Genomic DNA, 26,210 nt, shown 5'->3' on the forward strand with positions numbered 1-26,210 from the left:
CACGGGTGGACTCAGACGGCGTGGCGGCGTCCGCGCCAGCGCCTCGGCGGTACGGGCGGCTCGCGAAGCGGGAGACCCCCCAGTCCCTCGCGGCCTGTGTGGAGACAAGTGTCCTGTGCGGCGGCCGCACGTGCAAGGCGGTAGCCGCCGGTGACGTCACTTCGGATCGGGGAACGGAGAGCCGGGCTTCTTGTGGTCCGTCAGGCTCTCGTCGGGCTGGGAAGCCTCGACCATCTCGTCGACCGGCGGCGCCTCGGCGTGCTCGGCCAGGAAGCGCGTGTCTTCGCGGACCATCGGAGGGGGCGGATCGCCGATGAGCTCGAGCTCGGTGGCGAGCCACTGCTCCTCTTCGATGAGCGCCCGGCGGCGCGGATCAGTCAGGTCGCCCTGCCAGTGGTCGAGCTCGGTGTCGACCTCCTTGAGCCGGCGGCGCACCCTCACGACGTCGACATCGTCCTTCACCGCGAAGCGCTCGGTGAGGAGCAGTGCGGTGTCGCCGGCGACCTCGACGAAGCCATGATGGACGGCCAGGCGGTGCTCCTGACCGTTCTGGTGGTAGGTCACGAGGCCGGTCCGGAGGGCGGCGAGCAGCGGGAGGTGACCCGGGAGCACACCGAACTCGCCGGCGACGCTCGGCGCGGTCACGTCCGTGACCTGCTCGCGCAGCGCGACGCCGGTCGGCGTCACGATCTCGAGGAGGATTGTGTCGGCCATGGCTGCGTCAGGACGCCCTCTGCGACGCCTTGGCCTTCACGTCCTCGATGCCGCCCACCAGGTAGAAGTCCTGCTCCGCGACATGGTCGAGCTTGCCGTCGAGGATCTCCTCGAAGCCCGCGATCGTGTCCTTGAGCGGCACGAGCTTGCCCTCGAGCCCGGTGAACTGGGCGGCCACGAAGAACGGCTGCGACAGGAACTTCTGGATCTTGCGGGCGCGCGCCACGACGAGCTTGTCGTCCTCGCTGAGCTCGTCCATGCCGAGGATGGCGATGATGTCCTGGAGGTCCTTGTAGCGCTGCAGCGTCTGCTGAACGCGCCGCGCGACGGAGTAGTGCTTCTCACCGACGATCTGGGGGTCGAGCATCGTCGAGTTCGAGTCGAGCGGATCGACGGCCGGGTAGATGCCGAGCTCCGAGATCGCGCGCGACAGCACGGTGGTCGCATCGAGGTGGGCGAAGGCCGTGGCCGGCGCGGGGTCGGTCAGGTCGTCCGCGGGGACGTAGATCGCCTGGACGCTGGTGACGGAGCCCTTGGTCGTCGAGGTGATGCGCTCCTGGAAGGCGCCCATCTCCGTCGAGAGGGTCGGCTGGTAACCGACGGCGCTCGGGATGCGTCCGAGGAGCGCGCTCACCTCGGAGCCGGCCTGGGTGAACCGGAAGATGTTGTCCACGAACAGGAGGACGTCCTGCCCCTCCTCGTCGCGGAAGTGCTCGGCCACGGCGAGCGCCGAGAGCGCGACGCGGGAGCGAGCGCCCGGGGGCTCGTTCATCTGGCCGTAGATCAGCGCGGCCTTCGAGATGACGGGGCTGCCGTCCGCGAGCTTCGACTCGCTCATCTCGAGGAAGAGGTCGTTGCCCTCGCGCGTCCGCTCGCCGACGCCGGCGAAGACGGACACGCCGCCGTGCGCCTTCGCGACGTTGTTGATGAGCTCCAGGATGAGCACCGTCTTGCCGACGCCGGCGCCGCCGAAGAGGCCGATCTTGCCGCCCTTGCGGTAGGGGGCGATCAGGTCGATGACCTTGATGCCCGTCTCGAAGACCTCGACCTTGGTCGACTGCTCGATGAACGGGGGCGGCTCCCGGTGGATCGGCGCCATCTTCTTGGCGTGCACGGGCCCGGCTTCATCGATCGGCACACCGACGACGTTCAGGATCCGGCCGAGGCACTCGTTGCCGACCGGCACCATGATGGGCTTGCCCGTGTCGCGGACTTCCATGCCGCGCACGAGGCCGTCGGTGGAGTCCATCGCGATCGTGCGCACCGACGACTCGCCGAGGTGCTGGGCGACCTCGAGCACGAGGTTGTCTGGCTCGGCCGAGATGCTCGGGTTGCTCAGCTTGAGCGCGTTCAGAATCTTGGGCAGCTGGCCAGCCGGGAAATCGACATCGACGACCGGTCCGATGACCTGGGTGATCTTTCCAACAACCATGGAGCGGGAGTCCTCCTCGTGCGTGCTTTGACGAGTCGCGGGGCCCACTAGCACGGACCTGCGCGTCCGACTAGTGCCGTGTACCAGAAATTCTGCGGGATTCTTGACGGCTGCGTCGCTGCGGGCGCGCGGTAGTGGGCGTGTTTTCCGGGGGCTGGGCGCCACGCGGGACGTCCGGGGACGACGTCCATCTCGCATCCCTCTCCGGCTCCAGCGAGGGAGCGCCGGCGCGCGGCGGGCGCTCAGCGTCCTCTGGCGGCGGCGATCCGCGCAAACGCCTCCACGCTGAGCGTCTCGCCGCGAGCGTCGAGCGAGATGCCGGCGTCCTTCGCGTGCTGATCGAGCTCCTGGGAGGACCAGCCGTAGAGGTTCTTCCAGGCGTTCCGGAGCGTCTTGCGGCGCGCCGAGAACGCGGCGCGCACGGCCGCGCGGAAGGCGTCCGTCTCCTCGGCGCGCCGCGGGCGCCACGGCGTCAGCACGACGACCGCCGAGTCGACCTCGGGCCTCGGGTAGAACGCGCCGGCGCGCGCGATCAGGAGGCGGCGCACGTCGAACGCGGCCTGCACGAAGACCGAGAGTGCGCCGTAGTCGGCGCTGCCCGGGGCGGCGACCAGGCGATCCGCGACCTCGAGCTGCACCATGAACACCGCGCGATCGATCTGATGCGCGACGGTGGTCGCCTGCTCGAGGAGCCGGCCCGTGATGTGGTACGGGAGGTTGCCCGCCACCGCGTGCGGCCGCGCGTGGCCGGAGAGCGCGCCGACCCAGTCGACCTGCGCTGCGTCGGCCTCGAGCAGCGTCAAGCGGCCTTCCTCGAGAGGTCCAGCGAGCTGCTCGCGCAAGATCGGGACGAGGTCGCGATCGCGCTCGATCGCGACGACGTGCGTGGCGCGACCGAGGAGCGGCCGCGTGAGCGCGCCGAGCCCCGCTCCGATCTCGATCACCGCGCCGCCCTCCGTCGTCGTGGCCGCCTCGGCGATCCGGCGCGCCGCGTCGACGTCGACGAGGAAGTTCTGCCCGAACCCCTTCTTCGGGGAGAGACCGCGTGTGCGCAAGAGCTCTGCGATGGCCATGGCCCGTCCTCAGATCTGCGGTGGGTGCGCCCCGTCGTGGGCTATGTCTGCGGCTCTGCTGGGCGCGGCCGCCGCGCGCAGCCGCACCACGCGCACGCCGACCTTGCGGAGCGCGGCTTCGCGGCGGGTCTGAGCAACCCGCGCGCGGATGAGCACCGCCTCGGCCGCGATCGGCGCGAGCTCCTGGAATGCCTTGTTGGACGGCGTGGGGCCGCTCTGCCCCTCGTCGCCGTCGCTCTCCTGCGGTCGGGGCGCCTCCCAGGGAGGCCCGAGCCCTGGCTCGAGATCCGGGAGCGTCCACACCACGTGAACAGCCTTCCGCGAGAGCCGGCGCACGGCCTCAGAGAGCTGGCCCAGCTGTGCGTCGGCCGGAGGCGACGCGAGGACATAGACCATGCTCGCGCGCGGCTTGACGCGCGCGATGTGCGTGAGCGACTCGGCGACCGACACGGCGGGATCGCGCCGATCCGGCTCGGCGCGCGCGGGCGACTCGATGCCGTAGCTCGCGAGGTAGCGGCGCAGCGTCCGTTCGCGCTGCGAGCGCCCGAGCGGCGCCGGCACCGAGAACGGCGCACGCGTGCGCATCGACTCCGCGCGGGCCGCCAGCCGGTCGAGGTCGCCGCGGCGCAGGTCGTCGAGCCCGCGCGCGTCGAGCGGCCTGAGGTGCTCGATGACGCGCGCCGCGACGTCCGACTCGTCGAGCTCGCTCCGATCCGCGTCGTAGGTGCCGCACCCGACGGTGAGCGCTTGCGCGATCTTCTGGCCATGCCCTGGGCCGTGATCGGGCGCGATCGTCACGCGCGGGCCGGGGGCCAGCACGATGAGCCCGACGCGATCGCCGCGCCCGAGGTGCCTCGTCGCGATGGCCGCGGCCTCGTCGATCATGAGATCGAGCGGCGCGCGGCCGAGCGGGCCCGCCCAGAGCTCCACGGCCGCGTCGACGAGGACCCAGACCACATCCCGCTCCTCGCGCTCGAACTCCCGCACGAGCAGTGTGCCCCGGCGCGCGCTGGCCTTCCACGCGATCTTCCGGAACGGGTCCCCCGGCTGGTGCTCTCGCAGCTCGCGCAGGTCGTCTCCTTCGCCGCGTACGCGCCCGGGCTTGCCAGAGGCAGCGAGGAGGTGACTGCGTCCTCCGCGCGGCTGCGTCAGGTACGGCATGAAGGGCCGCGGGAGCACCTCGATGCCGTACGGGTTCGCGAAGGTCAGGGGCACCTCGAAGAGGCCCGGGGCGCCGTGCACCTCGAGCGCGAGCCCGTGGAGCCCGTGCTGGCCGACGCGCGGCGTTCGCACGATGACCTTCACCTTGAGCCGACCCGAGGCGGAGACTTCGCCGCGGTTCGGCTCGATGCGCACGTCGAGCTGCGACGAGGCGATGGTGCGCAGCTTGACGTAGCGAGCCGCGAGGGTGTCGCGGTTCCGAACCTCGGCCTCGATCTCCACGGTGCCTCCGCGCGCGGAACGGAGGATCCGCCGCGAGCCGCCCCAGAGCATCTCGAACCCAGCCGCGCGGATGCGCGCCACCGACACCAGCGTCACGCCGCGGGCGAGCGCGATCGCGACCAGGATCGCCCCGCCCCAGCCGACGATCGCCGGCTCGCGCGCGATGAGCCCGGCGCCCATGACCGCGACGCCGGCGATGGCCAGGTGGGCGGCGGTGCGCGTGGGGTAGAGCTGCATGCGGATCTACGCCGGCCGCGCCGCGCGCCGGTACCCCACGCGCTGAACCGCCTCGTCGACGATCGTGTCGCGCGCCTTGGGATCCACGTCGGCCTCGGGTACCAGCACCAGGCGATGGGCGAGCGTCGCTTGTGCCATGCCGCGCACGTCGTCCGGCGTGACGAACGGGCGCCCGCCGATCACCGCCGCCGCCTTGGCCGCCTGGACCAGCGCGAGCGTGGCCCGCGGCGATGCGCCGAGCAGCACGCGAGGGTGCGTGCGCGTGAACGCGGTGAGGTTCACCGCGTACTCGTACAGATCGTCCTCGACGTGGATCCTTCGCGCGACGCCCTGCAGCATGAGGAGGTCCTGGACGGAGAGCGTCGCCCGCGCTCGTGGCGCCTCGACGTTGTGCGCGCGGAGCATCGCCACCTCGTCCTTGTGCTGCGGGTAGCCGAGGCTCACGCGGATGAGGAACCTGTCGATCTGCGCCTCGGGCAGCGGGTAGGTCCCCTCGAGATCGATCGGGTTCTGCGTCGCAAGCACCATGAAGGGCGACGGCAGCTCGAAGCGATCGCCCTCGATCGTCACCTGTCGCTCCTGCATGGCCTCGAGGAGGGCCGACTGGGTCTTCGCCGGGGCGCGGTTGATCTCGTCGGCGAGCACGAGGTTCGCGAAGATCGGACCGGGGCGCAGCGTGAAGGTCCCCTCCTTGGGCGACAGGACATAGGTCCCCGTGATGTCGGCGGGCAGGAGGTCGGGCGTGAACTGGATCCGCCGGACCGACGCGCCCAGCGCGGCCGCGAACGCCTTGACCAGCGTGGTCTTCGCGACGCCGGGGACGCCCTCCAGCAGCACGTGCCCCTGCGCGAGCAGGGCGGTGAGCATCAGATCGATGGCGCGCGACGAGCCGATGTAAACGCGCGTGATCTCTCGCCGGACCGCCTCGATCCGCTCCTTGGCCGCGGAGATTTCGTCGACGGCGACGGCCTGAACCTGGTTCATCGAGCGCCTTTGTCTGAGTGGGGTGGTGCGAGCTTCACGTCTGTTGGCGACGGGGACGCCGTCGCAGGATCGGGGGGCGCGCCGGGGTGACGTCCGCGCGGTGGCTTCCGGCCGTCGGCGCCGCAGGCGGCGAGGGCATGCCGCACGACGTCGGCGGCGTGCAAGAGCGCGGGCCTGGACACGTTCGCCGGTCTGCCGGCGACGACGGACGCTTCGACTCGGTACATGGTGCCCAGAACATCCTTGAAGGCCGAGAGGGCTCGCTCGTCAAGAGATCCCTCTCGCGCCACGAGCCGCGCGACCGTCTCCTGCGCCGGATTCGCCTCCAGGCCGAACCGCAGGGACAGCGCCTCGAACAGGGCGCTCTTCAGCTCGAGGAACGCGAGGCCCCGCGGGGAAGAGGGGGCGGCGAGGACGGCGAAGCGCCCAGCTGCGCCTCCCTGAGCGACGAGCGGCGTCGGGCGGGCGTACCGGGGGAGCGGGCTCCGGTAGGGCCGTGCGGACGCGCGCGCGGTCCAGATCGCGAGGCCGAGACCGGCGAGCGCCGCGAGCGCGAGGAGGGCGCCGCCCGGAAGCCCATCGCGGCGGGCGTCCTCGACGGCGCTCGCGAGCGCCTTGACCTGCGCGTCGAAGTCCTTTCGGAGAGACGTCTCGCCGCCGAACGAGCTCTCTTCGTCGAACCGGTTCGCGACGATGTGGAGCCGCCCTCGGCGCGGCTGAGCCCCATCCTCGTCGACCAGGTAGCGCGTCAGGCCCGAGGCGAAGGCGCGGTTGCCCGGGTACCTGAGCATCATGTTCATCAGCGCGGACGGGTCGCCCATCGCGAAGAGCCGGCCCTTGCCGACCTGCCCGGCGACGGCGAGGATCACGTCCGGCTCGCTGACGGCGCGGATCCGCAGCACCGGCGAGAGGTTCGGATGCCGGAGGCCGGTCGCGTGGTTCGTGACGAGCCGCTCCACGTGGCTGACGACGGGGTGCCGGCCGACGGAGTGGCCCCCGACGGTGTCGGCGACCGGCTCCGCGATCGCGAGGGAGGGCCGGTTCCGGAGCGCGGCGAGCGGTCGGGCTGGCGTCGGGATGCGCTCGATCTGGAATCGCCGGAGCGTGTCGTCGCCGCGGCCGAAGTCGTCGATGATGGCGAGCCGCCCGCCGGCCTTCATGAACGAGGTCGTCTCGTCAGCGTCGAGCGTCTGCAGCGGGTGGAGGACCAGGATGCCGTCCTCGGGGCCGACCTGGCTCCAGTCGAGCACAGCGACGGGGTGGACCCTCGCGGCTCCCAGCTCCGCGCGCGCGATCTCGAGGAGCTCCGAGCAACCCTCCCAGCTCGGGTCGTTCACGTCGAAGGCGGCGCCCGCTGCTCGGGCGGGCGCGAGCAGCGTCATCAGTGCGATCAGCGCCGCCAGGAAGGAGCAGGATGTGACCTGCGAGCGCACCGGCCAGCGCCGATCTTCCCGAACAAGTTCGGAACCGGAACCGGAACCGGAACCGGAACCGGAACCGGACCTAGACCTAGAGCCTGAGGAGCATGCGTGCGCAAACCACGCGCCGTGCCGCGTCATGAGCGCTGCGAACATACCACTGTCGGCCCGACCGATAACCTTGACCCGCCATCCCACATTGCTAGATTCGCTTCTAAGAGCGGGGTGCTTTCTCGCAGACCTCGTTCCACCAATTCAGCCGAGCACTCTACGAGGTGGAGGGGTTAGTCGATGCTTCCTCCGTTCATCATCGAGCAAATACGGCAGCGCGAAGAAGAGAAGGATCGGTCTAGAAGAGAAGAAATTCGACCGCGCCTCGAGCTGCCGATCGAACGCTACCCCGCACCTCGTCGTCTTCCGGACTCGGAAGAGGACGATCCCAACCGGGGCGTCATCATCCTCGATCTGGGTTGACGCCACGTGTAGCACGCGCTCCCGCGTGAACCCCCTGGCAGCGTTGCTCCAGCACGTATCCTGGACGACGTGCCTCCGAGAATTGCCCCCCGTTTTCTCGCAAATTCCGCGAAGTTGGCGACCGTGCATGCAGGCGGATCTCGGCTCCGCGCACGCACCGGGCTCGTCCGGCGAGGAGGGTAGGCGACTGGGCGAGAGGGGCTTCGACCAGGCCGCGGGTGCTGAAAGTTGTCCTCCGCGGACGTGCTCTGCTCGTGCGGGGTTGACCCTCGGCAGGATCTTCGCCTAGGTTGCGCCCCCACTTCTGGCGTCGAGCGCTGAACGAGCTACGCTCCGGCGCCTCCAGAGCAGGCCGTGCACAACGTGGGCACGGGCTCTTCCATATCGATCGAGGTTCTACAGATGGCCGTTCATATTCGCCTCGCCCGCGCGGGCACCAAGAAGACGCCCTTCTACCGCATCGTCGTCGCCGACCAGCGCAGCCCGCGCGGCGGCAGGTTCATCGAGCGGCTGGGCACGTACGACCCGCGCAGGACCGAGATCCGCCTCGATGTTCCCCGCGTGAGGCACTGGATCTCGAACGGCGCTCAGCCGACGCACACGGTGGCGCTGCTCCTGAAGCACCCTGGGCTGGCCCAGGCGGCCGCTCCCGCGGACGCCGCGAAGTAGCATGGCCTCGTCGACGTCTCCGCTGGTCGATCTCGTCGCGCTCGTTGCCCGCGCGCTCGTCGATCAGCCGGACCGGGTCGTCGTGCGCGAGGTCGCGGGAGACCGCTTCCCCCGGATCGAGCTGACGGTCGCGCGCGAGGATATCGGCAAGGTGATCGGCAAGGACGGGCGCACAGCGCAGTCGATCAGGACGTTGCTGAGCGCCGCCGCGAGCAAGTCGGGGCGCCGCGCGCACCTCGACATCCTCGACTGAGACGAGCCAGACGTGGAGCGACGTTACGTTCCCGTCGCGGAGGTCGCCCGTCCGCACGGCGTTCAGGGGGAGCTGCGGTTGCGCCTCTACAACGAGGGGTCCGATCTGCTCCTCACGCGCCCTCCGATCAGGTTGCGCCTTCCCGACGGCTCTGCGCGCGACGCGAAGATCGTCGCGACGCGGCCCGTCGACAAGGCGCTGCTCGCGCGGATCGCCGGGATCGACGATCGGGACGCGGCCGAGGCCCTGCGCGGAGCGACGGTGTGCGTCCCTCGGGACGCGTTCGCGCCGCTCTCCGAGGGCGAGTTCTACGCCTGCGACGTGGAGGGGGCGCGCGTGATGACGCCCGATGGCGATCTGCTCGGGCACGTGAGGTCGCTCCAGTCGTACCCGACCTGCGATGTGCTCGTCGTGGAGAGGCAGGGCGCAGATTCCATCGAGATCCCGCTGACCGAGAGCTTCATCAGCAGCGTGGACGCGGAGCGGCAGGTCGTCCAGCTGGCGACGCTGGAAGGCCTCGTCTGAGCCGCCGTTCCACGCAAGGGAGCCCGCCTCGGCAAGTGCGATGCGCATCGACGTAGTCACCCTGTTTCCGGAGCTGTTCGAGGGGTTCCTGGCGATCGGCATGGTCGGGCGCGCGCTCGCGTCGGGTGCGCTCGCCGTGCGGACGCGCAGCCCGCGTGAGTTTGGCCTCGGCCGACACCGGAGCGTGGATGACACGCCTTACGGCGGTGGCTCCGGCATGGTGATGCGCGTCGATTGCATCGTCCGCTGCCTGGAGGCGCTCGACGAAGCCGCCGCCGGAGGCGATGCGTCGAGCGCGCCTCCCGGGGACGACGCGACGGCGTCCTCGGGGCCTCTGCCGCGCGCGCACCGGGTGCTGCTCACGCCGCAGGGGAAGCCTTTCCGTCAGGAGAAGGCCATCGAGCTCGCGGCGCGCCCTGCCGTTGCGCTCGTTTGCGGTCGCTACGAGGGGTTCGATGAGCGGGTGCGCGCTTTCGTCGACGAGGAGATCTCGCTCGGCGACTTCGTGATGACCGGCGGCGAGGTCGCGGCGATGGCGGTGATCGATGCGTGCGTGCGCCTGCTCCCAGGGGTGCTCGGGAACGCTGTGTCGGCGGAGCACGAGTCGCACAGCCCCGCGCTGTCAGGGCTCCTGGAGTACCCGCAGTACACCCGCCCCGTGGAGTTCCGCGGGCACAAGGTGCCCGACGTGCTGCAGCAAGGTAACCACGCGGCCATCGCGCGCTGGCGACGAGCGGAGGCCGAGCTGCGCACGGCCCAGCGCAGGCCCGACCTCTGGCGCAAGGCGCGGGGGGGAGAGCCGCCCCCGGACGAGAGCGGCAAGGCGCGGCGATGAGGCTGGCGCTCGCGCTCGTTCACTACCCCGTGCTCGACCGCTCCGGGGAGACGGTGACCACGGCGATCACGAACCTCGATCTGCACGACATGGCGCGGAGCGCGCGCACGTATGGCGCGGAGCGGCTCTTCGTCGTTCATCCGGTCGCCGCTCAGCGCGCGTTGGCCGAGCGGATCAAGGAGCACTGGGTGATCGGCTCCGGCAAGCGCCGGATCCCGGATCGCGCGGTCGCGCTCGATGTGCTGAGCGTGGTCCCCAGCCTGGACGACGTGTACTCCGCGCTGAGCGGCGCAGGTCGGCGCGGCGTCGAGGTCTGGACGACCGCGGCGGCCTCGCGAGGGCTCCCGGTGACGAGCTACGCAGCGACCCGCGCGCGCCTCGCGCAAGCGAGCGATCCGGTGGTGCTCCTGTTCGGCACAGGCTGGGGCCTCGCGCCAGAGGTCATCGCCGATGCCGACGTCCAGATCGAGCCGATCAGGGCGGAGGCGAGCACCGGCTACAACCACCTGAGCGTGCGCGCGGCGTGCGCGATCACGCTCGATCGGCTGCTCGGCGACCGGAACGCCGGGTGATCTCGCGTGGCGCGCGGTCGTCGAGCGTGGCGCCAGCACCGCCGCGCGGCCTTCCGGTCCATCCTCCTGAGATGAGCGAGCGCGATGCCGATCGTCCCGCCGGGGAGGCGAGCGCGGCGCGAACGACGCCCGACCGGCTGGTGCGCGAGCAGGCGCTCGCGCTCGGCTTCGACGTCGTGGGTGTCGCGCGGGCCGACGAGCCGCTCGGGGTCGAGCACGCGCGGTACCTGGAGTTCGTCACGCGCGGCATGCACGGGGAGATGGGTTACCTCGCGGAGTACGCGGAGCAGCGGCGCCGGCTGGACACCAGCGCGATCCTCGAAGGAGCACGCTCGGTCGTGTGCGTAGGCCGCAGGTATGCGCGGCCGAAGGAGAGCGAGCGGCGCGACCCGCCGCTCGCGCAGAGCGTCGCGCGCTACGCGCGCGGGCAGGACTACCACAACCACCTGAAGCGGCGGCTCCGGCGGCTCGCGGCGTTCATCCGCTCGCTCGCGCCGTCCGTGCTCGCGCGGCCGCTCTGCGACGTCGAGCCGGTGATGGAGCGCGTCTGGGCGGCGCGCTCTGGTATCGGTTTCGTCGGCAAGAACGGGCTGATCATCACGCCGGGGCAGGGGAGCTACCAGCTGCTCGGCGAGGTGGTCACCACGCTGGATCTCGTCGCCGACGTGCCCATCGCCGAGCGCTGCGGATCGTGCACGCGCTGCCTCGACGCGTGCCCGACGCAGGCGTTCGACGCGCCCTTCGTGCTCGATCCGCGGCGCTGCATCGCGTACCTGACGATCGAACAGAGGAGCGCGCCGGCCGAGGCGCTGCGGTCCGGCATGGGTGAGCACCTCTTCGGCTGCGACGTCTGCCAGGAGGTCTGCCCCTTCAACAGGACCGCGCCCCCGGCGCTCGAGCGCACCGCGCCGTTCCATCCTTTGGCCCGATGGGAAGCGCGGGACGTCGACGACCTCGTGGCGCTCGACGAGCAAGCGTTCGACGCGCTGACCGTCGGGACGCCGGTCCGGCGCGCGCGACGCGGCGGGCTCGCCCGAAACGCGACGATCGTCGCTGCGAACCGGCTGGCGAGCGGCGCAGAGGGCGCGGCGGCAGCGAGCGCGAGGCGCGCGCTCGTCGCGGCGCTCGCCCATGACGACGCCTCGGTGCGCGCCGTCGCCGCGTGGGGGGTGAGCCGCGCAGGGGGCGGCGAGCCGGCGGGCCCGGGCGCGCCGAGGCCTGACGGGTCGAACGAGGATCCCGGTGCAGGTTGAGGCGCGCCGCCCGCCGCGATCGAACGCGGCGCGGGAGCGCGGCGCTGCTCGGGCGCTCTTCGCGGGGGCCCGATGATCCGCTACGGTGTGCGCCGGCAAGGCGCCGCGCGCACGAGCACCAACGTGGATCTCCCCTCCAGGCTCCGAGCGCTCCTCGACGATCTACGCCGGCACGATTCCGTCCTCTGGCGGCGGGCAGTCGACGCTGGGGTGACCTACGGCCCGGACCTCCTCGTCCGGCACAGCCCTGCGTTGTTCGGGCTCGCCGTCGGGGCGGTGTTGCCGGAGCAGCGGAGGGCCGTGCGCAGGAACCTGCGGCTGGCGCTGGGCGAGCGGGGGACGCTCGACGAGTACCGCGACGTCGCCCGGGTGTTCATCAACTTCGCCAGCTGCCTCACGGACGCGTTCATCGCGGGCAGCAGCCGGCCCGACCGGCTCACCGGCCTGTGCGTGAACGACGAGCACTTCACGAGCGCGTTCCGGCGGGGCCTCGGCGTGATCGTCGTCACGGCGCATACCGGCGGCTGGCAGGCCGCCGCGCCGCTGCTGCGATCGGTGCACGCCGCCGACGTGCTCATCGTGATGCAGCGCGAGCGCGACGAGCGAGCGCAGGCCATCCAGGACGGCACGCGAGATCGGGTCGGCGTACGGATGCAGCACGTGGCCGACGATCCGCTCGCGGTGCTCCCGCTGCTCGCGCACCTCAGGCGGCAGGGCGTCGTGGCCATCCAGATCGATCGACTTCCGTCCGGGATGCGCGGGCGCGACGTCGAGCTCTTCGGGCGACCCTGGCGCGTCCCGGAGGGGCCGCTTCAGCTCGCGGCGGTCAGCGGCGCGCCGATCGTCCCTGTGTTCACGCGGCGGACCGGCTTCATGGAGTACGAGATCTGCATCGCGCCGCCCATCTCGCTCCCCCGCAGGCCAGGATCGTCCGAGCTCGACGTGGCAGCGCGGCAGATCACGGCGGAGATGGAGCGTTTCCTCCGGGACAACCCGACGCAGTGGTTCCACTTCGAATAAATCAAGGATTTTGCTCCCCAAATGAGAAATCGAGCCGCCGTCGGGCACGCGCTGCATCGGCGCGCAAGCTGGGTTAAGAGTCCGCGCTGATGGCCCGCCTCCTCGTCGGACTGCCCTCGCTCAAGGGCGATATCCAGAAGTACAAAGATCGCTTCGATCTGGTCGAGCTCCGCCCGCTCGATACGTCGCTGCCTCGCGCGACGACGCTGCGCAAATGGCGCAAGGCGGTGCCGCCGGGCTTCGTCTTCAGCGTGGTGCTGCCGCGCGTGGTCGGCGAGCTCGCCGGAGGGCGCGACCTCGACGAGGCGCTCTCGGCCTCGCTCGAGGTGGCGGCCGTGCTCGAGGCGCGGTGCGTCGTGCTCCAGACGCCGGCGTCGCTCCGGCCGACGGCGAGCAACCGCAAGAAGCTCGCGGCGCTCTTCGAGCGGCTGCCCGCCGAAGGGGTCGTGCGCTGCTGGGAGCCCTCCGGGATCTGGGAGCGCGACGACATCGTCGCGACCGCGCGCGCCGCGAAGGTCATCCCGGTGCTCGACGTGGCGCGCGACGCGCCGCCGCCCGGGCCGATCGTCTATACACGGCTGCGCGCGCTCGGGCGGTCCTCGTCGATGGGAGCGGCCGCGCTCGAGCGGGTCGCCGAGCGCCTGCGCGGACGGCGTGAGGTGTTCCTGGTCGTCGAGGGCGACCGCGCGCCGCAGATCAAGTCGCTGCTCGCGGCGGCGCTCGCCCGCACGCCCGATCGCTCGACGGCGTCGGCCGTGGTAAGGCCGACCATGCCCATGCCCAGCACCCTCGTCGCCGAGGACGAGGAGCAGTGATCCGCGGCGCGGCAGCCACCGCGAGCGATTCCTTTGCGGCTTCGGCCGCCCGGGCCGCGCTCGAGTCCTCCGGCAGCGCGATCGACGCGATCGTCGCCGGCTTCTTCGCTGCCGCCGGCGCGCAGCCCGACGTGCTGCTCGCGCCCGCCGTCGCGCTGGCGGCCGGCGTCGGCGTCGGCGCGAGGGCGTTCGATGGCCGGGCGATCCAGCCTGGGCGCGGCGCGCCGCGGCCGCGCGGGTTCGTCGACGGGCAGAGCGTCCCGGAGGCCGCGCACGTCGCTGTTCCGCGCTCGCTCGGCATGCTGGTCCTGCTGCATGGCTACCTCGGACGCGCGCGGCTCCGTGAGCTGGTTCGCTCCGGTGTGGTCGCGGCGGAGCGCGCGGGCGCGACCGGGCGCGCCGCGCTGCTCCGCGAGGTCGGCTCGCTCGGCGCGGTGGCGCTCCGGGCGCGCGATGTGGAGCGGGCGCTGCTGGCCGCCGGCGGGGCGGTCGCGGGGGGGACGCTGACCGCCGAAGACCTCGCTGAAGCGATACCCGCCGAGGTGGAAGCCGCGTCGACCACGATCGCGGAGGGGGCGACCGCGCTCCAGGCGCCGTGGCCGGTAGGCGATGTGCCGCGACCCACGGACGCCATCGTCGCCTGCGACGGCTGGGGCACGGTCGCAGCGCTCGCCTACACGCGCACCGACGATGGCATCACCGTGCCGGAGCTCGAGATCGTGCTCGGCCGCGACGCCGTCCCGGTGCGCCGCGGGATCACGCGCCTCGCCCCCGGCACGCCCCTGCCCGCAGCCGCGCCGATCGGGATCCTCCAGCGCGGCCCCTTCGCGGCCGCGATCGCGCTCGCAGGCAAGCCCACGATCGAGGTGAAGACCCTCACCGCGCTCCTCGGCGGCGCCGCGCTCGAAAGCGCCCTTCATGATGTCCGCACGCAGCAGGGCGCCAGCGCCGCCATCGCCGTTCAGCGCGATGAGCGCGACGCGCGCACGGCCAACCTCGCGGCCGGCTTCATGGCGGGGGCAGGGACGCAGCCGCCGGAGGGCTGAAGCGCAGCGGGCGTCGGTCGGCCGGGGCGGAGATCGGCCGGCCATGCGGCTCCCGTTGGCCGACGCGACGCGGGCCATCGAGGGCGCCGTGGAGGCGTGCTGAGGCGGCAGCGAGGTAGAGCGAGCCGCTGCGCAACGTGCGCTGCGGCCGGCGCCTGCCAGCTCGCACTGGCTGCACGCGCCGCGTGCCGTCACGCACGCGGCACTTCCAGGGCTGGGAGTGGATGGAGGTGAACCCCGAGAGGGGGAGAACAAAGCGCGGCGCGCATCCAGCCGCGAAGCGGCGGCCGACATGCAGGCCGGCCGGCGCGCTGACGCTGGGTCTAGAGCGCGACGCCGTGGCGCTTCGCGTAGGCGACGACGCCGATCTTGTCGATCGTGCGGATGTCGCGCGTCGTGAGGTTCAGCTTCACGAAGCGGTTGAGCTCGGGGACCCAGACGCGCCGGGTCTGGATGTTCACGAGCTGCCAGCGCTTCGTCTTGATGTTGGAGTGGGAGACATTCTGCGCCAGAAGCTTCCGCTTCCCAGTGATGTCGCTCTTCGCCATGACGTCCTCGGTTGGAAGGGACCCTGCCTCGGTGCCCCGACCGTAAATCGAACCAGCTGGCCGGGCGCACGCCCTGCGCGGGGGAGCAGGGGGGCTCGGGAGCGCGGGAAAGTGAAGGAAGCCGGGGGACATGTCAAGCGTCCTCCGGGGGGGCATTGCCGCAGCGGACGGGAAATCTCCATCGGCGAGGTCGATCGCGCGCTGACGCCGGCCCGACGCAGGAGGGGATAGGGGAGGGTTCGGGTCGCAACCCGGCCCGGACGAGCCTCTCCCCTCGGTGTCCTCGACGCCCTACGCGCCTCCCGACGCGCGGCCTAGGTCAGCCACTCGCCGCCCGAGGGCGGACGCCGATCGCGCCCGTCCTTGTCGTTCTCGGGGCGGCGCGAGTGCAGATCGATGCGCCGGGCGTCGGCTGCCAGGCGCCAGGCCAGGATCTGGAACAGGCCGAGGCTCGTGAGCGCGGACGTCGCCGCGAACGCAAGGCCCGCGGAGAGCACGATGACGATGTCCCGGGGCGAGAAGGTGTCGAGGTGCGCGAGCCTGCCGACGACGAGGTCGGCCGTGAAGGCGAGCACCACGGCGACGGCAAGGAACGACCCGGCGCCCGTCGTCTCCGCGCCCATGAACCCGGTAAGACTGGACAGGACCGCCAGGATCACCAGCAAGGCGCCGAGGTGGCCCAGGTGTGGATCGTGCAGAACCAGCTGTCCGACCGCGTGCCCGAACGACGGGAGCGTGACGAGGAAGGCGGCGACGAGCAGCCACCGCGCGCCGCTGTACGCCCTGTAGCGAGACCGGAAGACGAGCGCCGCCGGGAGCGCTATTGCCGCGACGGCCCGGGCGGTTCCCCAGCCGGCCGCGATCCCCGAGCTCTGGAGGCCGACGACGGTCGCGATCGCCCCGAGCACCACCATGGCGACGGCGCGCTGCCGGTAGCTCACCGACGTGAGCGCGGTGAAGAGCGCGACGATGCCCAGGACGAACGCTGGCGGCCCCGCGACAACGCCGTCCGGGCGGAGCCCAGCGATCGACAGGCCGCCGAGCAGAAGGAAGCCGGCGCCCACCGCGGCACACCAGATCCGCGCGGCGTCCTGCGCTGGACGCATCGGCGCCAGGTCCTCCATGAGCGCCTCGGACGCGAGCAGCGGCTTCGTGACGTGCTCGCGCGTGCTCGGGGGCGCCGCCTCGGCCGGGATGGCCGGGTTCGACTCGAGGCGCCGATCGACCGGAGCGACGCTGATCGACGCCGCAGCCGGTCCTTCCTCGGCGCGGTCGGCCGGGCTGTCGCCGGCTGGGGCGCCCTCCGGCTGGGCTGGTCCGGCCTTTTCCCGTTCGGCGATCGCGCGACGGCTCGCTGGCGGGCGGTCGCGGCTCGCCTCTCCGAAAGGCTTTTCCATTGATGGAGCTGGATCAGATCTCACTGGCGTCGAAGGGAGGGCTGCTGCGGAGCTGACCGAGCAGCTCGGCTGAGGTGAGCCGCGCAATCAGGGTGCGTCCGAAGTCTCGCACGGCAGGGAATCCTTGCCCATCCATGGCGAGGGATTGCTCGTCCATGTACAGCCGGCGTGCAATCTCGATTTGCACGGCGTGGACGGCACGGTGCGGTTGGCCGTAGTGCGCGGTGCTGAAGCCCCCTTTATAGGGGTCATCATGGCGCACCGAGAAGCCGCAGGCGCGCGCGTGCTGATCGACCGCGTCGATCACCGCGCTCGCGGCGGTCGTCCGCCCGCGCGTGCCGGGGACGATGTCGGCCCGACCGATCGCGCCCTCCGCGTGGCCGCGGCGGTTCTGGCTCGGCATCGAGTGCGCGCAGAGGAGGATCGCGAAGCCGAAGCGCTCGCGCTTGCGGGCGAGGAGCGCGCTGAGGGCGCAGTGATAGGGGCGATAGAAGCGGTCGAGCCGGCGCTCCACCTCCTGCCGCGGCAGCCGGGCGGCAAGGATGGGCTCGCCGTCCGTGGTCATGCGCCAGATGAGCCCCCGCGGGTAGGGCACCCGGCCGCCGCCCTCGACCGCGTCGCCGTCGCAGTCGGCCTCGCTCCGGTTGAGATCGACGACCAGCCGGCTCATCCGGGAGAACAGGAGCGTCGCCCCCTCGGCCGGAGCGTCCTGGAAGAGCGCGTCGACGTACAGGTCCGCGTCGCGCCCGAGGCTGCGCGCCGGCGCGATGGTCCAGGACAGCGACTCGGGATCCACGTAGACGCCCGCGTGCGGCACCTCGACGAGGACCGGGCTTTCCGCTCCGCGGGGCTCGATGACCTCGAAGGCTGACACCACAGGGCCCACTGTGACGCATTCCGCGTCCGGCTGGAACCAGGACGGGGAGGTGAAACGCCGGAAGGGAGAAAGACGTATCGCCGTTCGGGGCGTTCTTGGCCGATCCGCTCCAGCCCAGCTTTCTGGCGCGCTTCGCCGCTTTCGACGTACCGTTGGCCGTGGACCTTGCGACCTGGGTGGACGCCTACCTGGATCACCTCCGCGTCGAGCGGGCTCTGGCGCCCCTGACGCTCGAGGCCTACGGCCATGATCTCGCCAAGCTCGTCGCCCATGCCGAGGCGAGCGGGGTCACGACGGTCGACGGGCTCGACCAGGCGCTGATCGGCACCTACCTGGTCGCGCTCGGCCAGGCGGGCATCAGCGCCAGCTCGGCGGCGCGCCACCTCTCCGCGGTCCGCGGGTTCATCCGCTTCCTGCTCCGCGAGCGCCGCATCGAGCGGGATCCGTGCGCGCTGGTCGAGCGACCCAGGGTCGGGCGGCGGCTGCCCAAGGTGCTCTCGTTCGACGAGATCGCGCTCCTCATCGAGGCGCCCGAGCAAGGGACGTTCAAGGGGCTGCGCGATCGCGCGATGCTCCACGTGATGTACGCGGCCGGCCTGCGCGTCAGCGAGGTGGTGCGCCTCAAGCTCGCGGACATCGACCGGCGCAAAGGGATCGTGATGGCGCTCGGCAAGGGGGGGAAGCGGCGGCTCGTGCCGCTCGGCGAGCCGGCGCTCGCCGCCATCGACGCCTACCTGGAGCTGCGCGCGACGCACCCGCGCAGCGCGGCGACCCAGGTGCTGTTCCTCTCGCCGCGCGGCGGGGCGCTCACCAGGCAGGCGGTGTGGAAGCTCCTCGGCGGATATGCGCGCGCCGTGGGCATCGCCAAGCCGAGCTCGCCGCACAAGCTCCGCCACTCGTTCGCGACGCACCTGCTCGAGGGGGGCGCGGATCTCCGGAGCGTCCAGGCGCTCCTCGGTCATGCGAACGTCGTGACGACCGAGATCTACACGCACCTCGCCGACGACCACGTGCGGGCCGCGTACCGTCGGGCGCACCCCCGCGCGTGAGCGCGCGCACGATGGCTATTTGCAGCGCTTGAGGAACTTGCCGCAAGGCTTGCTCGGCGCCTGCCCCGCTCGCTGAGCCGGGGGGATCTCGGTGAGCTGGAACTCCTGCACGAGCGGTGTTCCGGCCTTGACGACCACGCTCAGGCTCCGCGGGAAGTAGCCGGTTCGCTTGACGCTCACCTTGTGCACCCCAGGGGGGAGCCCGAGCTCGACCTCCGGGGCCTGCGTCACCTTGCCGTCGATGGTGATCTCCTCGCAGGCGACGGGCTTGCAGGAGACCTTCACCGTCGCGTCGGTCGCCACGCCGGCGTCGGTCGAGGCGCCGGCGTCGATCGGGGGCTCGGCGGTCGGGGTCCCGGCGTCGGCGGCCGGCGCGCTGCCGGCTGGCTCGGGCGGAGCGGGCTCGGCCGAGGGCGCGGGGGGAGCCGCCGCGGAAGCGCTTGTCGAGGCGCTGGGGCTCGGCTGCGCCTCGTCCTTGCGGTCCAGGACGTACCACGCGGCGGCCGTGCCCCCGACGAGCAGCACCGCAGCGACGCCCACCATCACGGAGGCCGCCTTGCTCCACGGCGACCGGGGCGCGGTGCTGACCGCCGTCAGCGCGGGAATGCCGCTTCGATGGGATGTGCTCTGGCTCTGGGCCGAAGGCGACGGCGCCTGGCCGGAGGGCGCGTCGGCGGAGGGCTGCGGCGAGGGCGCCAGCGGCGGCGAGGGCGAAAACGGCGCGTACGACGGCTGCGGCGAGGGTGAAAACGGCGGGGGCACCAGCTGCGTGGCGTCGCCGGGCGGCAAGGGCGCGGGCGCGCTCGCCGCGGTGACGGCGACGGCCGGCGGCGCGGGCGCGACCGCCTCGTTCACCGACGGAGACAGAGCGAGCGTCGAGCCCACCTCGATCGCGGCCGCCGAGAAGCCGCTGAGCATGGCCGCGAGCTCGCTCGCCGAGCGGAAGCGCTCGCGCGGATCGTGCGCCAGCGCGCGCGCGAAGGCGCCGTCGAGCACAGGGCTCAGCGGGACGCCGAGCTCCGCGGCCCGCACGGACGCGGCGAGGCGCGGCGCCATGAGCTCGCGCTGCCAGCCCTGGACGTCGACCTGACCCTGGCAGGAACGCCAGTACGAGCGGCCCGTGAGCGCGAAGAAGGAGACCAGCGCAGCGGAGAAGATGTCGGCGGCGGGTCCCGCCTGGCCGCCCGGCTGGAGCTGTTCGGGCGCCAGCCACGGCGCGGTGAGGAGGTACCCCTCCTGCGTCGGCACCATGCTCCGCGCGAGGGACGGCCCGAAGTCGGTGAGCTTCACGCTGCCCGGAGCGCTCGGGTCGATGAACAGGTTCGTCGGCTTGAGGCCGAGGTGGGGGACCTCGCGGGCGTGGGCCGCGTCGAGCACCGCCGCGAGAGAGCGGAGCATCGAGCCGACCTCCTCGAAGCCCATCGGCCGGCGACGCGCGAGCTCGGCGAGCGACGGGAACGGGATCATGTCCGTCACCGTGAAGGGCGCGGCCGTCGCCGGGTCGTAGCCGGCCTCGAGGATGTGCGCGGCGAGCTCCGGCGGCAGCCTGTTCGTCTCGGCCACGTACCGCTGGAGGTGCTGCATCGCGTCCGCGCGCTGGCCGACGACGGGCGAGTACAGCTTGAGGGCGACGTCGCGCGCTTGCGCCGTCACCGCGCGGAAGGTGGCCGTCGCGCCCCCGTGGCCGAGGAGCGAGCGGACCGAGAACCTCCCCGCGATGACGCTGCCGGGCGCGACGTTCGGTGCCGTCACGAGATCACTCCGCCGCGACCGAGATCGACTCGATCGATTGCAGGATGGTCTCGTCGGCGCCGGAGCTGTCGTCCTCGGGGACGAAGCCGAGCCCCAGCACGATCTCCCCGTCCTTCCCGGTGTCGCCGAAGATCAGCAGCGGGCCCTTCCTGGCGCCGCGGGTCGCGCCCTCCCTCTGCCACAGGCCGATCTTCCGCCCGGCGACGTCCTTGATGTCGTCGGGCTTCTTCCAGTTCACCTTCTTCTTCGGCAAGGTCACGTCGATCTCGCGCGCCAGCGCCTCGAGCGCGGCGTCGCGCTTCTCGATCGCCTGCTTGCCCTCGCCCGCGTCGATCTGCGCCGTCGCGAAGGCCGGGCCCTCGTCCGCGGCCTGCGCGATCGTGGCGCTCTCCGCCTGGGCGTAGGTCCAGCCCTTCGCGGGCGTGAACACGAGCGAGCTCTGGGCGATCTTCGCCCGGGTCGACGCCTCTGCCTGGCACTGCTCATCGAGCGCCTTGCAGGGCTTCGGAGCAGGGGGAGGCGGTGGCGGTGGCGCCGCCGTCACGGTCGGCGGCGGCGCAACGGGTTGCGGTGGAGGCGGCGAGCTACACGCCGCGGCGAGCGCCGCCGCAGCGCCCAGCGCTAGGGTAGGCAATCGTCGGAAGAACATTGCGCCCGAGCGTTGCAGGACCGGACCCGGTACGGCAAGTAAAGAGCGACTTGGGGGGAGACAGCTTGCGCCGAAGGGCGCGGCCGGCGCCGAACGGAAGGCCGACCGCGCCGGGCGGCTGCTCCGGCGCGGTCGCGAGGCGCAAGGGCTACTTGACGACGGCGCCGACGTCCTGTTCGACCTGCTCCGCGACGCCTACCGGCACCTTGCCGTAAAGGCGGGTGCGCTCCGTGACCAGGAAATAGTCGGGCTTGCCGCTCGCCCCGGGGGGCCCCTTCACGAGCTCGGCGAAGCCGATGTCGCCAGAGCTGCCGGTGTACTCGATCCGCACCACGACCTCCTTCTGCTCCGGGGCAACGGCCACGTACTCGGTGGGACGGAGGCGGTCGAGCTTGCTCATCCAGTTGCCGACCGTCTCGTCGTTCTGCTCGGGGCTCGCCGGATCGGCCCAGAACTTCTTGCCCTGGTCGCCGCCGCGCACGACTTCGCGGCGCTTGTCCCCGGCGATGACGCGCGCCCGGGCGAGATCGACGTCCTTCCACTCGTGCAGATCCCGCTCCAGGAGCCGCGACTCGGCGGTGTCGAGATCGCGGTAGATGTCGCCCTTGATGGCGTACACCTCGCCGGTGGCCTCGTCGCGCGCGTACCGGTCCGCGCCGCCGGGCGTCGCGCCGCCGAGGACCAGCTTTCGCTCGGCGCCGCGCAGCTTGACGGTGAGCGTGCCCTCGGGCTCGGCCAGCCCGAACTCGGCCGCGCGATCGTCCGCGATGCGGCCGATCGAGCGCAGCGCCTTCAGCGGCGCGATCGCCTCGGCGAGCTTGTTGCCGGCGGCCACCGAGACGAACGTCGTCGTCTTGATCGTCGGCTCGGGCTCCGCGGGCGGCTCGTCGTCCTGCGCCCCGTCGTCGGGGTTGTGCGGGTCCTTCGGCTTCTCGGCCGGGGGCGTCGTCTTGCGCTCCGCCGTGCCGACGAAGTAGCGGCCCTCCTTGTCCTTCTTCGCCTCGAGCACGACCGTCTTCGATTTCCCCTCGAAGGCGATGCGCTCGACGTCGTCGGCGCGGCCGGCCCAGACGGTCACGTCCGCGACCGAGAGCGCGGCCGCCTTCTCGTCGCGCGTCCAGACGAGGACCGCGAACAAGGCCGCGGCCACAAGAAGGCCGAGGTGCACGAAAAAGCTGCGTTCCAACCTCATGCGCGCCTCCCGCTCGCGCGCCGCCCGCGGCGCGTGATGAAGAGCCCGAGACCCAGCACCATGGCCGGCGCCACGAGGATCGTGGCCCAGAACCACACCTGGTCCTTCTCCTTCGTGTGCTCGATCCGGACGTCCTCGCTCGTCGTGATCTCCCCGGCGTAGCTCTCCTCGCCGCCGAGCCACCGGAGCGCGTCGAGCGCGAGCACGATGTTGGGTTCGTTCCTGAACGCCGCGTCGCTGAACACGTCGGCGTCGGCGACCACGAACGCGCGCAGCTCCTTCTTCTCCTTGTCGTCCCCGCCATGCGCGAGCTCCTTCGAGACCGCCGCCGCGAGGTTGTAGGCGCTGCGCTTCTCGCCGTCGGCGTCGAACTTGAAGTTGCCGTTCGCGTCGGCGAACGTCTCGCCCAGCGAGCGGACGACGAAGTCGATCTTCAGGCCATCGCCCTCGCGCTTGTCGAGCGACGACGCCCCCGGGAAGATCGTCGGCGCCTGCTGCGCGTGGCGGCTCAGCGTCGACACCGAGGCGTGCGAGGAGTACCGCGTCGTGACCAGCATCGCCTGGTCCGAGTCGTTGTAGCGCCGCCGCACGTACACCCGATCGTTCGCCAGGACCTCGGGCTTCCACGTGAGCCCGACGGCGCCGGCGAGCGGATCCAGATCGATCTTGGCGTCCGGATCGAGCGCGAGCAGGAGGTGCCCGCCCTCGTCGGCGTGCCGCTTGAGCGCCGCGACCTCCTCCGGGAGGAACGCCTTCTGCGGGCCGAGCACGATGACGACGCTCGCGTCCTTCGGGATCTCGCTGCCGAGCCCCTGGGCGAGCCCGAGGTCCTTGACGACGTAGTTCTGGGACTCGAGCAGCTTGCGGAGGTTCTTGGCCGTCCGCCCCTCGGGGGCGCTGGCAGACTCGTTCAGCTCGCCGTGGCCGACCGTCAGGTAGGCGGTGCGCTGCGGCCGGATCACCTTGAGCAGCACCTTCTGGAAGTCGGCGTCGAGGCTCTTCAGCTTGGCGCCCGCGCTCTTGATGTCGGAGCCGACGGTGAGCGTCTCGCGCGAGCCGTCGCGCGAGAGCACGATGACGCCGTCCTGCGTGACCTTCGCCTCCTTGGCGAGCGCGGGGACGAGCAGGCGATCCTGCACCTCCACGGTGATCTGCGGCGACGCCGCCTTCACCTCGCGCAGGTAGCCCTCCACCTCGGCGCCGACCTCGTTCTGCTGCGGGTAGAAGGCCGTGATCTTGAGCGGCGCGGTCAGGCTCTCGGCGACGCGCTTCGTGGAGTCGCCCGGGCGGGCGGTGCGGTAGTACGAGAAGTCCACCTTGAGATCGAGCTGGCTCGCGGCGAACACGAAGAGCGCCGAGTAGACCGCGGCGAACCCGAGCGTCAGGCCCGAGAGCGTCGCGGCGCGCACCCGCCGGCCCTCGATGCGCTCGGCGCGCCGCATCGGCGCGAGCGCCGCCTCGCCGAAGAACAGCGGCACCGTCGCCATGACGAGCAGCGCGACCCAGGTGACCGTCGTGGCCGCGTCGATGCGCCCGCGCAGCTCGGGCGCGGCGCGCGAGACGCCGAGCGTGGCCTGCCCCGCGTCGGTCGTGGTGAAGTAGGCCGCCACCGCGACGACGCCGAGCGCCGACAGGATCGCGAGCGCGCGCTCGACCGCGCGGCGCTCGCCCGTCTCGCGCACCGCGGTCGCGAAGCGCAGCGCGGTGACGAGGACCAGGGTCAAGAACCCGAGCCCCGAGAGGGCATAGCGGAGCCACTCGATCGTGGGCACCACGCGCTCGCCGAGGAAGAGGGCGAGGAGCGCGCCCGCGTACGCCGGGACCATCCAGCCCCCGGCGCGGAGCGCGGGCGCCTCGCGCGGCGCGGCGGGCGCCGGATCGCCGGCCGGCGGGGCCCCTCGCCCGGCGTCCGGCGGGGGCGCGGAGCCCGCTCCCTCGCCGCGGATCTCGGCCCCGTCGGCCTGAGCTTGCTTGTCGTTCACCGCCACCTCCGCGCCTTCAGGGTGTGGGTCGCGGCGAGCAGGAAGAAGTACGCGACCGCGACGTAGTACACGACGTTCTCCAGCCGGAGCACGCCGTTCAGGAACGGCTTCTGGTTGAGCGGGTAGAGGTTCAGCGCGCTCACGAAGTCGTTGAGCGGCGGCTCCGTCACGCGGGCGACGAGGAACAGGAAGCCGAGCGTGCCGATGATCGCCGCCCCGAGGATGACCGCGATGACCTGGCTCACCGCGAGCGTCGAGGCGAAGAGCCCGATCGCGAGCGACGCGGCGCCGAGCAGCAGCACCCCGGAGTAGCCGACCAGGATGTGCCCGACGGACACCTTGCCGTTCACGAAGATGAGCAGCGGCATGTAGATCGTGATCGCCGTCATCAACGAGACCAGCGCGAGCGCGGCGAGGAACTTGCCGGCGATGATCTCGCCGTCGCGCACGGGCGCGGTCTTGAGCAGGATGAGCGTCCCGCTCTCGCGCTCGCCGGCGATGAGCCGCATCGAGAGGATGAGCGCCGCGACCATCGTGATGAACGCCGTGCCGTCGAAGAACTTGAGCAGCACCTCCGCCGACAGCCGCGCGCCCGAGCCGAGCGCCGCGACCTGGAAGTAGATGCCGTCGATGAGCAGCGCAGCGGCAGCGACGACGTACCCGAGCGGTGATCTCAGGTACGCGGACAGCTCCCGCCGCGCGACGAGCAATGTCCCTCTCATGTCTCGCCCTCGCCTTCCTCCGCCTGCTCCTCCGCAGGGGCCTTCCTTGCGTCGCCGCCGGCGCTCGCGCTGCCGGCCGCGGCGGACCTGTCCTTCGCCCCGGGCGCTCTGCGCGTGGCGAGCCGCAGGAACACCGACTCGAGCTCGCGCTCGCTCCGCTTCACCTCGAGGATGCCGATGCCCGCCTGCACGAGCTCGGCGCACAGCGCCGCGCGCACGTCGCGGTCGGCCTCGACCGCGAAGCTCACGACGTCGCTCCCCGGCTCGGTCGTGGTGAGCTGCTCGACGGACGTGACACCCTCGACCGCGCGCGCGATGTCGAGTGCCCCCGCCGCCTCGCCGCGGCTCGCGCCCCCGGCCGCGGGGCCGCGCACCGTGAGCTCGATCCGGACGCCGTGGAGCAGCTTGGCCGAGAGCTCCTGCTCGGTCCCCTGCGCGCCGATCGCGCCGTCCCGGATCACGAGGATGCGATCGCACGTCTCGCTGATCTCGGAGAGGATGTGGCTGGAGAGCAGGATGGTGTGCTTGCCGCGCAGGCTCCGGAGCAGGGCGCGCATCTCGACGATCTGCACGGGATCCAGGCCGCTGATCGGCTCGTCCAGGACGAGCAGCCGCGGCTTGTGCACGATCGCCTGCGCGATGCCGACGCGCTGCTTGAAGCCGTGGGACAGCGAGCTGATGGGATCCGCCGCCACGTCGTCGAGCTGCGTCACCGCGAGCGCCTCGGCCACCCGCGCGTCGGCCGCGCCGGCGTCGACGCCGCGAAGGCGCGCCGCGAAGTGGAGGAAGGCGCGCACGCTCATCTCGTCGTAGAGCGGCGGCCTGTCGGGGAGGTATCCGATGCGGGACCGCACCTCGTGGGGGTGGTCGACGACATCCAGTCCGTCCACGAGGACACGGCCCGCGGACGGGAGCAGATCGCAGGCGAGGATCCTGAGCGTCGTCGTCTTGCCCGCGCCGTTCAGGCCGAGCAGACCGACGATCTCTCCCGCCTCGATCGAGAACGACAGGGGCCCGATGGCCTTCCGGTCGCCGTAGTACTTGTATAGGTCGCTGATTTCGATCACGGCCGTGCACCCCTCCGCGAAGGGAAGAAGCTCTCCGCGCCGGCGATTCGGACACCGCAGAGCGCGGCGGCCCAGGCGCCAGCGGCCCCTTACAACAGCGGGAGGCGGAAATCATTCCCGACGCGGCGCGCGCGGGGGGCTCTCCCTCCAGACGCATCGAGCGGGACACTCGGTGAAGCGGTGAGCGAAGCGACCAGGACGTGATGGATCTC

Annotated in this window: 26 protein-coding genes; 11 read left to right on the plus strand and 15 right to left on the minus strand. The window is 71.9% G+C overall.

The features are described 5' to 3' along the window. Positions 1–156: 156 nt before the first annotated feature. From atpC to ACSRUE_RS25950, 6 genes are all read right to left on the minus strand, one after another. Complete coding sequence (gene atpC, locus ACSRUE_RS25925) at positions 157–714, minus strand: ATP synthase F1 subunit epsilon (protein WP_012237077.1); 558 nt, start codon at positions 712–714, stop codon at positions 157–159. A gap of 7 nt (positions 715–721) precedes the next feature. Then, the gene (atpD, locus tag ACSRUE_RS25930) at positions 722–2,146 is read right to left on the minus strand and encodes a F0F1 ATP synthase subunit beta (RefSeq protein ID WP_437747860.1); all 1,425 of its coding nucleotides are present in this window, start codon (positions 2,144–2,146) and stop codon (positions 722–724) included. 242 nt (positions 2,147–2,388) lie between these two features. Next, positions 2,389–3,219 (minus strand): 16S rRNA (adenine(1518)-N(6)/adenine(1519)-N(6))-dimethyltransferase RsmA, encoded by an 831-nt coding sequence (rsmA, locus tag ACSRUE_RS25935; RefSeq protein ID WP_441285932.1) that lies wholly within the window; start codon positions 3,217–3,219, stop codon positions 2,389–2,391. Between the two features lie 9 nt (positions 3,220–3,228). Further along, the gene (locus ACSRUE_RS25940) at positions 3,229–4,899 is read right to left on the minus strand and encodes a DUF58 domain-containing protein (protein ID WP_441285933.1); all 1,671 of its coding nucleotides are present in this window, start codon (positions 4,897–4,899) and stop codon (positions 3,229–3,231) included. Between the two features lie 6 nt (positions 4,900–4,905). Next, the gene (locus ACSRUE_RS25945; protein ID WP_012237073.1) at positions 4,906–5,883 is read right to left on the minus strand and encodes an AAA family ATPase; all 978 of its coding nucleotides are present in this window, start codon (positions 5,881–5,883) and stop codon (positions 4,906–4,908) included. After that, positions 5,880–7,265 (minus strand): DUF4350 domain-containing protein, encoded by a 1,386-nt coding sequence (locus ACSRUE_RS25950; RefSeq protein ID WP_441285934.1) that lies wholly within the window; start codon positions 7,263–7,265, stop codon positions 5,880–5,882. The genes ACSRUE_RS25945 and ACSRUE_RS25950 overlap by 4 nt, the downstream gene beginning before the upstream one ends. A 327-nt stretch (positions 7,266–7,592) precedes the next feature. Here ACSRUE_RS25950 and ACSRUE_RS25955 point away from each other — a divergent pair, with 327 nt between their 5' ends. The 10 genes from ACSRUE_RS25955 (at position 7,593) to ACSRUE_RS26000 (ending at position 14,763) form a co-directional block, all read left to right on the plus strand. Next, a complete protein-coding gene (locus tag ACSRUE_RS25955) occupies positions 7,593–7,775 on the plus strand; it encodes a hypothetical protein (protein ID WP_157906850.1) in 183 nt (60 codons plus the stop codon). 402 nt (positions 7,776–8,177) lie between these two features. After that, a complete protein-coding gene (rpsP, locus tag ACSRUE_RS25960; protein ID WP_012237071.1) occupies positions 8,178–8,444 on the plus strand; it encodes a 30S ribosomal protein S16 in 267 nt (88 codons plus the stop codon). 1 nt (position 8,445) lies between these two features. Further along, on the plus strand, positions 8,446–8,697 hold the full coding sequence (locus tag ACSRUE_RS25965) for a KH domain-containing protein (RefSeq protein ID WP_012237070.1): 252 nt from the start codon (positions 8,446–8,448) through the stop codon (positions 8,695–8,697). Between the two features lie 12 nt (positions 8,698–8,709). Next, complete coding sequence (gene rimM, locus ACSRUE_RS25970) at positions 8,710–9,222, plus strand: ribosome maturation factor RimM (protein ID WP_441285935.1); 513 nt, start codon at positions 8,710–8,712, stop codon at positions 9,220–9,222. A 40-nt stretch (positions 9,223–9,262) separates the two neighbouring features. Then, positions 9,263–10,057: a tRNA (guanosine(37)-N1)-methyltransferase TrmD gene (trmD, locus tag ACSRUE_RS25975; protein ID WP_441285936.1), complete on the plus strand. Its 795-nt coding sequence runs from the start codon at positions 9,263–9,265 to the stop codon at positions 10,055–10,057. Beyond that, complete coding sequence (locus ACSRUE_RS25980) at positions 10,054–10,629, plus strand: RNA methyltransferase (RefSeq protein WP_441285937.1); 576 nt, start codon at positions 10,054–10,056, stop codon at positions 10,627–10,629. The genes trmD and ACSRUE_RS25980 overlap by 4 nt, the downstream gene beginning before the upstream one ends. 71 nt (positions 10,630–10,700) lie before the next feature. Continuing rightward, positions 10,701–11,882, plus strand: a complete 1,182-nt coding sequence (queG, locus tag ACSRUE_RS25985; RefSeq protein ID WP_441285938.1) for a tRNA epoxyqueuosine(34) reductase QueG — start codon at positions 10,701–10,703, stop codon at positions 11,880–11,882. A 72-nt stretch (positions 11,883–11,954) separates the two neighbouring features. Beyond that, positions 11,955–12,902 carry a lysophospholipid acyltransferase family protein gene (locus ACSRUE_RS25990; protein WP_441285939.1) on the plus strand — a complete coding sequence of 316 codons (948 nt, stop codon included), beginning with the start codon at positions 11,955–11,957 and terminating at the stop codon, positions 12,900–12,902. An 89-nt stretch (positions 12,903–12,991) separates the two neighbouring features. Beyond that, positions 12,992–13,717, plus strand: a complete 726-nt coding sequence (locus tag ACSRUE_RS25995; RefSeq protein ID WP_437766887.1) for a DUF72 domain-containing protein — start codon at positions 12,992–12,994, stop codon at positions 13,715–13,717. Then, entirely contained in the window at positions 13,714–14,763 is a 1,050-nt protein-coding gene (locus ACSRUE_RS26000) for a hypothetical protein (RefSeq protein WP_441285940.1), read from the plus strand. The genes ACSRUE_RS25995 and ACSRUE_RS26000 overlap by 4 nt, the downstream gene beginning before the upstream one ends. A gap of 323 nt (positions 14,764–15,086) precedes the next feature. Here the strand turns inward: ACSRUE_RS26000 and rpmB are convergent, their stop codons facing one another. The 3 genes from rpmB to ACSRUE_RS26015 form a co-directional block, all read right to left on the minus strand. After that, positions 15,087–15,311: a 50S ribosomal protein L28 gene (gene rpmB / locus ACSRUE_RS26005; protein ID WP_061608570.1), complete on the minus strand. Its 225-nt coding sequence runs from the start codon at positions 15,309–15,311 to the stop codon at positions 15,087–15,089. Positions 15,312–15,625: 314 nt separating this feature from the next. Beyond that, positions 15,626–16,708 (minus strand): hypothetical protein, encoded by a 1,083-nt coding sequence (locus ACSRUE_RS26010; RefSeq protein WP_441285941.1) that lies wholly within the window; start codon positions 16,706–16,708, stop codon positions 15,626–15,628. A 13-nt stretch (positions 16,709–16,721) separates the two neighbouring features. Then, on the minus strand, positions 16,722–17,585 hold the full coding sequence (locus ACSRUE_RS26015) for an N-formylglutamate amidohydrolase (RefSeq protein ID WP_441285942.1): 864 nt from the start codon (positions 17,583–17,585) through the stop codon (positions 16,722–16,724). A 158-nt stretch (positions 17,586–17,743) separates the two neighbouring features. Between ACSRUE_RS26015 and xerD the strand changes: the two genes are divergently transcribed. After that, positions 17,744–18,634: a site-specific tyrosine recombinase XerD gene (gene xerD, locus ACSRUE_RS26020; RefSeq protein WP_437766891.1), complete on the plus strand. Its 891-nt coding sequence runs from the start codon at positions 17,744–17,746 to the stop codon at positions 18,632–18,634. 15 nt (positions 18,635–18,649) lie between these two features. On the opposite strand, the gene ACSRUE_RS26025 is transcribed toward xerD, so the two are convergent. The 6 genes from ACSRUE_RS26025 to ACSRUE_RS26050 all read right to left on the minus strand — a co-directional run bounded on the left by ACSRUE_RS26025 (position 18,650) and on the right by ACSRUE_RS26050 (position 25,998). Beyond that, the gene (locus ACSRUE_RS26025) at positions 18,650–20,386 is read right to left on the minus strand and encodes a serine/threonine protein kinase (RefSeq protein WP_441285943.1); all 1,737 of its coding nucleotides are present in this window, start codon (positions 20,384–20,386) and stop codon (positions 18,650–18,652) included. 4 nt (positions 20,387–20,390) lie between these two features. Beyond that, the gene (locus ACSRUE_RS26030; RefSeq protein WP_441285944.1) at positions 20,391–21,020 is read right to left on the minus strand and encodes a hypothetical protein; all 630 of its coding nucleotides are present in this window, start codon (positions 21,018–21,020) and stop codon (positions 20,391–20,393) included. A 163-nt stretch (positions 21,021–21,183) separates the two neighbouring features. After that, on the minus strand, positions 21,184–22,227 hold the full coding sequence (locus ACSRUE_RS26035; RefSeq protein ID WP_441285945.1) for a DUF4340 domain-containing protein: 1,044 nt from the start codon (positions 22,225–22,227) through the stop codon (positions 21,184–21,186). Next, a complete protein-coding gene (locus tag ACSRUE_RS26040; protein ID WP_441285946.1) occupies positions 22,224–24,209 on the minus strand; it encodes a Gldg family protein in 1,986 nt (661 codons plus the stop codon). The genes ACSRUE_RS26035 and ACSRUE_RS26040 overlap by 4 nt, the downstream gene beginning before the upstream one ends. Beyond that, on the minus strand, positions 24,206–24,931 hold the full coding sequence (locus ACSRUE_RS26045) for an ABC transporter permease (RefSeq protein WP_441285947.1): 726 nt from the start codon (positions 24,929–24,931) through the stop codon (positions 24,206–24,208). Before ACSRUE_RS26045 ends, ACSRUE_RS26040 begins: the two co-directional genes overlap by 4 nt. Further along, the gene (locus tag ACSRUE_RS26050; RefSeq protein ID WP_441285948.1) at positions 24,928–25,998 is read right to left on the minus strand and encodes an ABC transporter ATP-binding protein; all 1,071 of its coding nucleotides are present in this window, start codon (positions 25,996–25,998) and stop codon (positions 24,928–24,930) included. The genes ACSRUE_RS26045 and ACSRUE_RS26050 overlap by 4 nt, the downstream gene beginning before the upstream one ends. Between the last annotated feature and the right edge of the window lie 212 nt (positions 25,999–26,210).

The organism is Sorangium sp. KYC3313, from assembly GCF_052075895.1.
GTDB classification, from domain to species: domain Bacteria; phylum Myxococcota_A; class Polyangia; order Polyangiales; family Polyangiaceae; genus Sorangium; species Sorangium cellulosum_B.

Excerpts from the sequence above, each read along its gene's own strand:
- rpmB (WP_061608570.1), bottom strand. The coding sequence starts at position 15,311 with ATGGCGAAGAGCGACATCACTGGGAAGCGGAAGCTTCTGGCGCAGAAT.
- queG (WP_441285938.1), top strand. The coding sequence starts at position 10,701 with ATGAGCGAGCGCGATGCCGATCGTCCCGCCGGGGAGGCGAGCGCGGCG.
- ACSRUE_RS25990 (WP_441285939.1), top strand. The coding sequence starts at position 11,955 with ATGATCCGCTACGGTGTGCGCCGGCAAGGCGCCGCGCGCACGAGCACC.
- ACSRUE_RS25980 (WP_441285937.1), top strand. The coding sequence starts at position 10,054 with ATGAGGCTGGCGCTCGCGCTCGTTCACTACCCCGTGCTCGACCGCTCC.
- trmD (WP_441285936.1), top strand. The coding sequence starts at position 9,263 with ATGCGCATCGACGTAGTCACCCTGTTTCCGGAGCTGTTCGAGGGGTTC.
- rsmA (WP_441285932.1), bottom strand. The coding sequence starts at position 3,219 with ATGGCCATCGCAGAGCTCTTGCGCACACGCGGTCTCTCCCCGAAGAAG.
- ACSRUE_RS26035 (WP_441285945.1), bottom strand. The coding sequence starts at position 22,227 with ATGAGGTTGGAACGCAGCTTTTTCGTGCACCTCGGCCTTCTTGTGGCC.
- ACSRUE_RS26045 (WP_441285947.1), bottom strand. The coding sequence starts at position 24,931 with ATGAGAGGGACATTGCTCGTCGCGCGGCGGGAGCTGTCCGCGTACCTG.
- rpsP (WP_012237071.1), top strand. The coding sequence starts at position 8,178 with ATGGCCGTTCATATTCGCCTCGCCCGCGCGGGCACCAAGAAGACGCCC.
- atpD (WP_437747860.1), bottom strand. The coding sequence starts at position 2,146 with ATGGTTGTTGGAAAGATCACCCAGGTCATCGGACCGGTCGTCGATGTC.
- ACSRUE_RS25945 (WP_012237073.1), bottom strand. The coding sequence starts at position 5,883 with ATGAACCAGGTTCAGGCCGTCGCCGTCGACGAAATCTCCGCGGCCAAG.
- ACSRUE_RS25955 (WP_157906850.1), top strand. The coding sequence starts at position 7,593 with ATGCTTCCTCCGTTCATCATCGAGCAAATACGGCAGCGCGAAGAAGAG.
- atpC (WP_012237077.1), bottom strand. The coding sequence starts at position 714 with ATGGCCGACACAATCCTCCTCGAGATCGTGACGCCGACCGGCGTCGCG.
- ACSRUE_RS25950 (WP_441285934.1), bottom strand. The coding sequence starts at position 7,265 with ATGACGCTGCTCGCGCCCGCCCGAGCAGCGGGCGCCGCCTTCGACGTG.
- ACSRUE_RS25995 (WP_437766887.1), top strand. The coding sequence starts at position 12,992 with ATGGCCCGCCTCCTCGTCGGACTGCCCTCGCTCAAGGGCGATATCCAG.
- ACSRUE_RS25965 (WP_012237070.1), top strand. The coding sequence starts at position 8,446 with ATGGCCTCGTCGACGTCTCCGCTGGTCGATCTCGTCGCGCTCGTTGCC.
- ACSRUE_RS26010 (WP_441285941.1), bottom strand. The coding sequence starts at position 16,708 with ATGGAAAAGCCTTTCGGAGAGGCGAGCCGCGACCGCCCGCCAGCGAGC.
- ACSRUE_RS25940 (WP_441285933.1), bottom strand. The coding sequence starts at position 4,899 with ATGCAGCTCTACCCCACGCGCACCGCCGCCCACCTGGCCATCGCCGGC.